The organism is uncultured Novosphingobium sp. (genome assembly GCF_964277725.1).
Lineage (GTDB): Bacteria > Pseudomonadota > Alphaproteobacteria > Sphingomonadales > Sphingomonadaceae > Novosphingobium > Novosphingobium fluoreni.
The window spans coordinates 1-10580 of the sequence record NZ_CAXYKL010000063.1; the positions used below are offsets into that span (position 1 = coordinate 1).

Genomic DNA, 10580 nt, shown 5'->3' on the forward strand with positions numbered 1-10580 from the left:
CGCAAAAGTTCATGCACGGTCGCCGGAGATCACGCTCTAAAACCCAGGCTAAATCTTCGCCTCGTGCGGCACGAAGGCAGAAAATGTCTAAACTTCAATCTTTATTGTATCCCACCCTCTCCGCCAGCAAGCTTCGGTTCTCTTCTAAATCGGATTTATGGCCCGTGGCGCCTGCGCCGATTGCTCACGTTTCCTGATCTGTGAGTTGTCTATTGTCGCAGAGTGACCAGTCCCCGTTTGTGCTCTTATCTCTGCCGCCGGCGGCTTCAGCGATGCCAATCATTGGTAATGCGTTTCGAATTCCGATATCTCACCGGTTGTGAAAAACTGATTGCTCCAGGGCGCAGCGCAGCCGATATCGACTTCGGCTTGGTTGCTATGCTTGTGGATGGCCTGCAGCGTCGAGATCGCGGCCTCGGTGTGCTTGAGCCAATCGGCAGCAGCCGTCTGGGCGCTCAAGAGTTGGCCGATCAATCTTCGGCTTTGGGAAATAGGCAATCCTGACTTCCGGATGCCCTCGATAGCTTCGGCAGAGAAACGCAAATGTGCCACATACGCGCTGGTTAATGTTTCTACTGCATTGGTTGCTTCGGCAGCCACAACCACGACAGCCGCTTTGTCCAAATTGATCATAAATCCTCCTTCTTGAACGCGCTTTCGAGAGGACATCTTTATGCTGATTTCGATCGCCCGTGAAATCTCCTCTCTAAGCATCGGCCTTTATTCGGCATCAATCCCGTGGCTATTTCGAAATGCCTGTAGACTCCGCTCGCCATCATCGGACCGCGAGTTGCGGCCTTGAAGAAGCGCGATCATGCAGGTGATACTCGCCAAGTTTGCGGGAAGCAGGGCCTTCTGCCGTGAGAGGACGGGGCGAAAACGGGCGGGGCGTGCTTGTCCCGATCTGCCTGGATTGGCACTAGGTGTTTCGAACCGATGATCGCGGTGCGGCGATAGACCGTCCGAAGTCGTGCGAAATCAGGAGAGGTAGCGCAATGCGATACAAATTGTTTGGCCGGTCAGGGCTTCGCGTATCCGAAGTCAATCTTGGCACCATGAACTTCGGGAACGGCCAATGGGGTATCGAGGCGGCCAAGGGCCATGCGATCATGCAGGCGTTCGCGGATGCGGGCGGTACGTTTCTGGATACGGCGTCTATCTATGCCGACGGCGAGGGTGAGCGGATCGTCGGCGACTTTATCGCCAGCGACCGGGATCACTTCGTGCTGGCTACCAAATACGCCTTGTCGAATGGTGACGACCTGATGACCACCGGCTCCAGCCGCCGCACGATGGTCCAGTCTGTCGAGCACAGCCTCAAGCGGCTCAAGACTGATCGTATCGATCTGTTCTACGTTCATATGTGGGATTTCACCACGCCAATCGACGAATTGATGAGAGGGTTTGATGACCTCGTCAGTTCCGGGAAGATCGTTTACGCGGCCTGCTCCAACTTGCCTGCGTGGGAAGTGAGCCGCGCCAACATGCTTGCCGATTTGCGGGGCTGGGCTCCGTTCATCGGGATGCAGGTGGAATATAGCCTCGTTAAGCGCACGCCGGAGCGCGATCTCCTGCCGATGGCGGCCGAACTCGATCTCGGCGTGGTGGCGTGGTCTCCCTTGGCGAACGGCGCGCTGGCCTCTTCGACGGGAGGGCTGCGGGATGTGCATCGCGAGATGCAGGGCAATGATCGCATCGACGGGATCGCGGGCAAGGTGCGGCAGATCGCGCAGGAAATTGGCGTTCCACCCAGCCAGGTGGCGCTTGCCGGGTTGCGCCAGCTGGATCCTTCTAAGCGCGTCCTCCCAATCATCGGTGCCAGCTCGGTCGAGCAGTTGCAGGCCAACTTGGGATTTCTGGACTTGACCCTCGATGATCATCATGTCGCACAGCTTGATGAGGTGAGCCGGGTCGACCTGGGATATCCGCATGAATTCTTGCGGGAAGATTATGTTCGATCGATGCAAACGGGTGGCAAGGATCATCTGCTGGACGATCACCGGCACTGACGTGAAGGCAAGCGCCGACCCGGTCGGCCCTAGCTGCCAGTCTTTCCATGTATATCCGGAGCGGAGCCCAACTTCAGCCGGATTGCCCGGGAACGATGGGCGATGACTGTCATCGGTCTTCTCGATTTGGCGCGCGCTTGGATTTGCGGATAACACTCGCTCAGTCGCTACGTTCGACAGGGGAGCTTATATGAAAAAGATGCATCTATCGCTGATCGCGATCGCGATTTCGCTCGTCACATCGCCGGCGATCGCCGCGCAGCCCAAGGCCAAGCCCAACAGGCCGGCCACCGCCGCCAAGACGGTCACGCAGGATCCGCCGGCACCGGTGATGCAAAAGCCCGGCGGCATGACCAACCGCGACTGGTGGCCGACCCGGCTTGACCTGACGGCCCTGCGCCAGCACGAAAATACCGGGGCGAACCCTTATGGTGCGGATTACAATTACGCCAAGGAGTTCGCGAGTCTGGACCTGGCCGCGGTTAAGGCAGACATTCGCCAGACGCTTCATACGTCCCAGCCGTGGTGGCCGTCTGATTATGGCAACTACGGTCCGTTCTTCATCCGCATGGCGTGGCATAGCGCCGGTACCTATCGCATGGGTGACGGTCGCGGCGGGTCGGACGGTGCCGAGCAGCGCTTCGATCCGTTGAACTCGTGGCCGGACAACGTCAATCTCGACAAGGCTCGCCGCCTGGTCTGGCCAATCAAGCAGAAGTATGGCGCCAAGTTGAGCTGGGGCGATCTGATGATCTTGACCGGCAACGTTGCGCTGGAAGACATGGGCTTCAAGACCGTGGGCTTTGCCGGCGGTCGCGTCGATGCCTGGGAGCCTGACGTGGTTTTCTGGGGCCCAGAAACCAAGATGATGGGCACGGAGCGCTCCAATCCGGATGGCACGCTGAAGCATCCGCTGGCTGCGACGACGATGGGCCTGATCTACGTCAACCCTGAAGGACCGGGCGGTAATCATGACCCGATCGGGGCCGCCGCCGACATTCGCCACGCCTTTGGCAACATGGCGATGGACGATGAAGAGACGCTGGCGCTGATCGCGGGCGGACACACGTTCGGCAAAGCCCATGGCGCGCATGCGCAGAAGGAATGCGTTGGGGTTGAGCCTACCGCAGCGACCACTGAGCAGCAGGGCTTCGGCTGGAAGAACAAGTGCGGCAAGGGCAACGCCGAAGACACGGTCACTTCGGGCCTGGAAGGCGCATGGTCATCCGATCCCACGCACTTCACCAATGAGTACGTCAACAATTTGCTCAATTTCGACTGGGTGAAGACCAAGTCCCCGGCCGGGGCCACGCAGTGGATTCCCGCCAAGGGCGCGGGGGCAGATCTTGTCCCCGATGCTCATCTGCCCGGCGTGCGCCATGCCCCGATCATGTTCACGACGGACATCGCGCTGAAGGAGGACCCTGCGTTCAAGGCGATCCTGGTTCGCTGGCAGAAGAATCCAGAGCAGTTCGCGCAGGCCTTTGCCCGTGCGTGGTTCAAGCTGACCCATCGAGATCTTGGCCCGCAATCGCGCTATCTGGGGGCAGACGTACCGAACCAGAGCTTCAGCTGGCAGGACACCCTGCCGCAGGCGAGCTTTGCGCCGGTCGACGCCGCCGATCAGCAACGGCTCAAGACGATGGTGCTGGCCTCGGGGCTGAGCGAAGCGCAACTGATCCGGACCGCCTGGGCCTCGGCCTCCAGTTTCCGCAGCACCGACATGCGCGGTGGTGCCAACGGTGCGAGGCTCAGGCTTGACCCGCAGCGTGGCTGGGCGGTGAATGACCCTGCCGAGCTGGCAATGGTGCTGGACAAGCTGACCCAGGTTCAGACGCAATTCGGCAAGCGCGGGCATCAGGTCTCCATGGCCGACTTGATCGTGCTGGGCGGCAACGCGGCGATCGAGCAGGCGGCGCAGCGTGGCGGATACAAGGTGGCCGTCCCCTTCATGCCGGGCCGCGTCGACGTTGACCAGGCGCGTACGGATGTGAAGTCGTTCGCCAACCTGGAGCCCAAGGCCGATGGCTTCCGCAACTACTACAACCCCACGGCGGACGTCAGCCCTCCGGAAGAGCTGGTGCTGAAGGCCGATGCGCTAAACCTGACGGTGCCCGAGATGACCGTACTGGTAGGCGGTCTGCGATCACTGGGCGCAAACAGCGGCGGTTCGCGGAATGGGGTGCTCACCAACCGCGCGGGAACATTGAGCAACGACTTCTTCGTGAACCTCCTGTCGATGGACAACGTCTGGTCCAAGGCATCGACCGAGGGGCTGTACGAAGGCCGAGACCGGGCAACCGGTGCGGTCAAGTGGACGGCGACGCCAGTCGACCTGATCTTCGGATCGAATTCGGAACTGCGCGCCGTATCGGAAGTCTATGCGTCCGACGATGCCAAGCAGAAATTCGTGACGGACTTCGTGGCCGCCTGGACCAAGGTCATGAACGCCGATCGCCTCTGAATACGGCCATTCGGCTGAACACGGCCCACCCGGCGAGGAAGCTCCGCGCCGGGTGGGCTTGTCATTGGAATCAAAGGATTGAACGAGGGCACCGGGTTTCCCACATCGTAAGGGCGGCAACGCAAGAGTTCGAAATGGCCGGTGGATGGTCGCGCGATGGCGCGGTGCAGGATCAGATCGATGACACGGTAAGCGATGCCGTGCGCGGTGCGCGCGCCCGGATGCCTGCGGGCGAGGGGTTGGAGCATTGCGAAGAATGCGGCCAGACCATTCCCGTTCGCCGCCGAGAAGCTTTGCCGGGGGTGCGCACCTGCGTGGCCTGCCAGAGCGAGCGCGATAAGGCGGTGGTCCATTCTCAGATAAACCGCCGTGGCAGCAAGGACAGCCAGCTACGGTGAACTTAGCACCGACGCCGGAAGGCCTTGCCGCGCTACGCTCGGCTCCTAACCAACTCGCGCCAAGGTGGGCGACAGACGATCCACCAGGATGGCGCTGGCCTGATTCAGTCCCACGACGTCGACAGCAATACCGTGATGCCGCAGCCGCGTGACCACGTCCTCAAGTGCGCCGACGGCCGTAATGTCCCACAAGTGGCTTTGCGTCAGGTCTATGCGCACCTTTCCGGCCGTGTCGCGCAAATCGAACTGATCGGCAAAAATATCCGCGCTGGCGAAGAATATCTGGCCCGAGATGGTGTAGGTGCGCGTGTCGGTCGTCTCGTCATAAATATCCGTCACCTCCATCATGCGCGTCACCTTGGAAGCGAAGAACACGCCGCTCAGCAGCACTCCTACCGCCACGCCCGCGGATAGATCATGCGTCGCGACGGTGACGATGACGGTCGCCAGCATGACGAAACCCGAAACCTTGGGATGACGGGCAAGGTCGCGGATCGATCCCCAGGAAAACGTGCTGATCGACACCATCACCATGATTGCGACAAGGGCGGCCACGGGAACTTGCGCTACCCAGGGCCGCAGCGGCACCATCACCAGCAGCAGGAAGACACCCGCGACCAGGGTGGAGAGGCGTCCGCGTCCACCGTAGCGGACGTTGCCCACGGTTTGCCCGATCATTCCGCAGCCGGCGATGCCGCCAAACAGCCCGGCGGCGACGTTTGCCAGACCAAGGCCGGTGCATTCGCGGGCCTTGTTGCTGGTGGTCTCCGTGAGGTCATCGACGACGCTGGCCGTCATCATCGATTCCAGCAGGCCCACCGCTGCCATTGCAAGGGCGAAGGGAAACACGATGCGCAAGGTCTCCCAAGACATCGGCACGCCGGGCCAGGTGAAGGAGGGCAGGGAGGAGGGCAGTCGGCCCAGATCGGCGACGGTATGGATCGGCATCGGGTAGGCTAGGCTGATCCCGGTGAGGACGACGATGCAGATCAAAGGTGAAGGGATGGCCTTTGTCACCCGGGGTGCCAGATAGATGATCGCCAGTCCTCCGGCGATCATGGCGTAGGTGTGCCAGGTGACATTCAGCATCTGCGGCACCTGGGCCGAAAAGATGAGGATGGCGAGCGCGTTGACGAAGCCGGTCCTGACCGAGCGCGAGACGAAGCGCATCAGGATATCCAGCTTCATCAGGCCGAATACGATCTGCAGCAGTCCGGCCAGAAGCGTCGCGGCCAGCAGGTATTGCAGTCCGTGGGAATGAACCAGCGCCGCCGCGACCAGCGCCACGGAACCTGCCGCGCCCGAAATCATCGCCGGTCGACCGCCTGCGAAGGCCAGGACGATGCCGATCATGAAGGACGCGAACAGGCCGACTTCGGGATCGATGCCCGCCACGAAGGAAAAGGCGATGACTTCCGGGATCAGGGCAAAGGTGCCCACCATGCCGGCAAGGATATCGCGACGCGCACCGGCGGCGCTGTCGAACCATTCGGCGCGATACCGCGCGAGGGATGTTGTTTGCATGTTGGAAAACCGACGATGTCGCGAGGCGGGGCTTACGTGGACCGAAAGCGATCGGCCCGCGACGAACGTTATCCGGCGGATCGGCGGCCGGAATAGCCACCCGGAGTTTCACCGGGTCCTTGCGAATGACCGGCCTGTAGCGCGGCAAAACCGATAGCGCAATCACCCCCCTGACCACATCGAGCCGGCCGCACGACCCCGGGTTTGGCCGAAATTGCAATGGACCCGTGCGGCTTAGCCGTTCCGCAGCCTCGCCAAAGCGGGTGTAAGTTCTTCGACGAGGGATGGGCAACAAGGGCAACTTGCCGGTGGCCGAAAGCCAGGTGAGTTTATTGGTGGGCGCAAGATGGGCAAGCCGACGCGATTTCAGACCTCGAACGTACTGATCCACCGATATCTCGGGTTGCTGCTGGCCGTTTTCCTGATCATCATCGCCGTCACTGGCAGCATCATCGCTTGGTACGACGATCTGGAACGCAGCTTCAACGCACCGATGCGCGTCGTCCAGCCTCAGCCGCAGAGATGGACCGTGCGCAATGCGTTACGGATCCGGGCCAAGCTGGAGGCGCAGGATCCGCGATCGCACGTCTTCTCGCTACAGTTTCCGCAACAGCCGGATCAGTCGCTTTTCTCCCGTGTGATGCCCGCCATCGATCCCGCATCCGGCCAGCCGTTCCCGCTCGATTACGATGAGGTTTTCGCCAATCCCTATACGGGTGAGCGGCTGGGCCAGAGGATGATCGGGCAGGCATCGGTTAAGGGCTCAGGGCTGTTTTCGTTTCTCTACTATCTCCATTACGCGCTCTTGTTTCCGCTGGGGCTGGGGATCCTGCTGATCGGCATTCTGGGCCTGGCCTGGGCGCTGGAGAGCCTGATCGGTCTCTATCTGACGCTGCCGCCAAAGCTCAAGCCGGCCAAGCCCGGCGTCAGGCAGCGCTCGTTCCTGCAGCGATGGTCCACATCGTGGAAGCTCAGCAAGGGCGCGCCACCCCCGCGGCGCCTGCTGGATCTGCATCGCGCTTCCGGCTTGTGGCTGTGGCCGTTGTTACTCGTCTTCGCAGTGACCGGCTTTGCGCTGAACCTCGGTGGAATGTACGCCGGTGCCGTCAACCTGTTTGCCGATTATACGCACTTTCAGGAGCGGCCCCCCGTCCCGGCGCTGGCTGAACCGCTGATCGATCCGCCGGTGACGTGGTTCCAGGCAGCTGACCTGGGTCAGCGCTATTTCGAGGAGCAGGCCAGGGCGCATCGGTTTACTCTAAAGCAGCCCGCCGCGATCGAGTATCGCCGCGACCTGGGCGTTTATTTCTACTTGATGCACACGTCGCGCGATCTGCTGGACGGGCAGGGCAATCCCACGGAAACGGACTCCCCGGCCACCGCCGCCACGATCGCCATCGATGCGCGAAGCGGCCGATTCCTGGGGCTGCAGCTCCCGACCGGGCAGCATGGCGCGAACACCGTCACCAGTTGGCTGATGGCGCTGCACGTCACGGCGATCGGCGGGAGGCCTTGGCAAGTGGCCGTCACCCTTATCGGGCTGGTGGTCGCAACGCTTTGCGCCACAGGGCTGCTGTTGTGGTGGCGCCGACGCAAGATGCGCCAGCCGGTCGCTAAGGCCCGGCGCCCATGATCTCGGCCACAGATTAGTGGGCTATACGTATATGGCCATCATTACAAAGGCGGTGGCCCATCATGCAATGAGCGCTCAAGCCCCTCACTGATACGATCTTCCCGTCAGATCAGAGGCAGGGGCGACAAGGAAGTTTTCCGGACTTGCTCGTGAGCGGCTGAGGCGACCTAGGGGCAACAACTTCATCGCGTCATCACAGTTTCGGTGAACCGGGAAGGTGTGGCCTTGCGCTGCCAGATCGCTGGTGGCGCCAGGTCGTGCAAGCGGCAGCTCACAGCCTCAATGGATCGATACCGTAAGAGGGCGCGCCGCCGTCAGGCGACAGTGCCCCGCGCAGGAAGAACAAAAACGTCTTTAGGGAATGGGGGTATTATCGTGGGTAAACAGAGTATTCGTGCGTCCGTCATGGCTTCGGCTTCGATGGCCGGTTTGCTGGCGCTTGGCCTGCTTCCGGCAACCGCAATGGCGCAGGAGCAGGGCTCGACAGCAGGCGCTAACGGCAGCCTCAGTTCGGATATCATCGTCACCGCGCAAAAGCGCGAGGAACGGCTTCAGGATGTTCCGGTACCCGTGACGGCCGTCACCGCCAGTGCCCTGCTGGAACAGAACCAGCTGAAGGCGCAGGACTTTTTCTCCAGCGTTCCGGGCTTGAATCTGCAGTTCCAGAACAACCGTGCCAATCTTTCGATCCGTGGCATCACGACAGGACCTGCCACGGGCAATCCGGTGGTCGGCTATACCATCGATGACGTGCCTTATGGCTCATCGGCCGGCCTTGCGGGCCTGTTCGGCAGCGCGCCCGATCTCGATCCGTCGGAACTGGCGCGCATCGAAGTGCTGCGCGGGCCGCAGGGCACGCTCTATGGCGCCAGCAGCATGGGCGGCCTGGTCAAGTACGTGACGGTCGATCCTTCCACCGAAGGCTTCAGCGGCGTGGTCGGCGCGGGTCTCAACACTATCCGCGGCTCGGGCGGCGATGTGGGCTACAACGTGCGCGGTGCCGTCAACGTGCCGGTCACCGAGACAGTCGCCGTGCGCGCCAGCGCCTTCACGCGTGAAGACCCGGGCTATATCGACAACATCGTGACCGGGCGTGACAATGTGAACAAAGTCCGCGTCACCGGCGGTCGGCTGTCTGCGCTATGGAAGCCGTCTTCCGATTTCTCGCTGAAGCTGAGCGCGCTGATCCAGGAACGCAAGATTTTCGGCTCCTCGGACGTCGATAGCAGCACCGGATCGCGGTATAAGCAGACCAACCAGTTCGGCACCGGGCCTAGCGAATGGAAGAACCAGAGCTATAGCGCGGTCATCAACGCCTCGCTGGGCAATTCCATGCTGACGTCACTCACCGGTTATTCGATCAGCGACAACTACGACACGGTGGACTTTTCGGCCGCGGCGCTGACGGCCCTTTGGCCCGATGTCTATGGCAACCCGCAAGTGACGCGCTGGGCAACGACGCTGCGGCAGGAATACCGCGTCAAGAAGTTCTCCCAGGAAGTGCGCGTCTCTACGCCTATCACCGATGATATCGACTGGATCGTCGGAGGCTTCTTCACCAAAGAGGCCACGAAATACGCCATCATCACGTTCGCCACGGACGCCACCAATGGTGATGTCTATGGCCTGCCGATCGTGTGGCGAGACAACCTGACATTCAAGGAATATGCCGGGTTCACCAACCTGAGCGTGCGCCTTTCCGATCGTTTCGATCTGCAGGGCGGCTTGCGCTACAGCGAGAACAAGCAGCGGCTGCACCATCGCGAGTTTACGTTCTTCGGGCCGCCCGAAGGCCTGTTCTCGACTCCCTCGTCGAAGGGACATGCGCTGACGTACCACTTCACCCCGCGCTTCAAGATATCGCGCGACCACATGATCTACGGGCGGATCGCCAGCGGCTACCGTCCCGGTGGGCCGAACGCCACGTGCGACGTAGGCATTCCCTGCTCCTACCGGCCCGACAAGACGGTGAATTACGAAGTGGGCGCCAAGGGCGATCTGTTCGACCGCTCCCTGTCTTATGACATCTCGCTCTACCTGATCGACTGGAAGGATATCCAGGTGACGCAGGTCGCGCCCAGCGGCACCTTCAACTACAACGCGAACGCCAACCGGGCGCGGAGCCGCGGCGTCGAAGCCTCGTTCGAAGCCAGGCCGACCGAGGGGCTGACGCTTACGGCCTGGGGCGCGTACACCGATGCGACCCTGCGCGAGGATTTCACCGCACTCAGCGCCGTCTATGCCGCCAAGGGAGACCGCCTGCCATATTCCAGCCGTTGGTCGGGCCGCGTGTCCGCGAACCAGGAAGTCCCCTTGAGCGACACTGTAACGGGGTTTGCCAATCTGGCGGTCAGCTATGTAGGGCTGCGCAAGGGCGAATTCGTGCCCTCGGCCGCGCAGGCGGCCTTGCGTCAGACCTACCCAGCCTACACTCAGTTCGACCTCAATGGCGGTTTTAAGGGCGACACCTGGCGGGTGAACCTCTTCGTTCAGAACCTGACGAACAAGCGTGGCTTTACCGGTGGCGGGTTCAACAACCAGACTACGTTCAA

Annotated in this window: 7 protein-coding genes and 1 other annotated feature; of the genes, 5 read left to right on the forward strand and 2 right to left on the reverse strand. The window is 61.6% G+C overall.

Annotation, left to right across the window (positions count from 1 at the left end):
* Window positions 1-279 precede the first annotated feature (279 nt).
* Window positions 280-633, reverse strand: a complete 354-nt coding sequence (locus tag ACHWRX_RS03810) for a hypothetical protein (protein ID WP_394658150.1) — start codon at window positions 631-633, stop codon at window positions 280-282.
* A 362-nt stretch (window positions 634-995) separates the two neighbouring features.
* Here ACHWRX_RS03810 and ACHWRX_RS03815 point away from each other — a divergent pair, with 362 nt between their 5' ends.
* From ACHWRX_RS03815 to ACHWRX_RS03825, 3 genes are all read left to right on the forward strand, one after another.
* The gene (locus ACHWRX_RS03815) at window positions 996-2009 is read left to right on the forward strand and encodes an aldo/keto reductase (RefSeq protein WP_394658151.1); all 1014 of its coding nucleotides are present in this window, start codon (window positions 996-998) and stop codon (window positions 2007-2009) included.
* 190 nt (window positions 2010-2199) lie between these two features.
* Window positions 2200-4473, forward strand: coding sequence for a catalase/peroxidase HPI (gene katG / locus ACHWRX_RS03820; RefSeq protein WP_394658152.1), 2274 nt, complete (start codon window positions 2200-2202; stop codon window positions 4471-4473).
* 134 nt (window positions 4474-4607) lie between these two features.
* Complete coding sequence (locus ACHWRX_RS03825) at window positions 4608-4871, forward strand: DksA/TraR family C4-type zinc finger protein (protein WP_394658153.1); 264 nt, start codon at window positions 4608-4610, stop codon at window positions 4869-4871.
* Window positions 4872-4916: 45 nt separating this feature from the next.
* On the opposite strand, the gene ACHWRX_RS03830 is transcribed toward ACHWRX_RS03825, so the two are convergent.
* Window positions 4917-6395, reverse strand: coding sequence for a SulP family inorganic anion transporter (locus tag ACHWRX_RS03830; protein ID WP_394658154.1), 1479 nt, complete (start codon window positions 6393-6395; stop codon window positions 4917-4919).
* A 66-nt stretch (window positions 6396-6461) separates the two neighbouring features.
* Window positions 6462-6517 (reverse strand) — a sequence feature (sul1 is cis-regulatory element that is thought to sense ions involved in sulfur or methionine metabolism; They are found in Alphaproteobacteria).
* Between the two features lie 224 nt (window positions 6518-6741).
* Between ACHWRX_RS03830 and ACHWRX_RS03835 the strand changes: the two genes are divergently transcribed.
* The gene (locus ACHWRX_RS03835) at window positions 6742-8028 is read left to right on the forward strand and encodes a PepSY-associated TM helix domain-containing protein (RefSeq protein ID WP_394658155.1); all 1287 of its coding nucleotides are present in this window, start codon (window positions 6742-6744) and stop codon (window positions 8026-8028) included.
* Between the two features lie 405 nt (window positions 8029-8433).
* A partial coding sequence (locus ACHWRX_RS03840; RefSeq protein WP_394658156.1) for a TonB-dependent receptor occupies window positions 8434-10580 on the forward strand: 2147 nt, incomplete at its 3' end.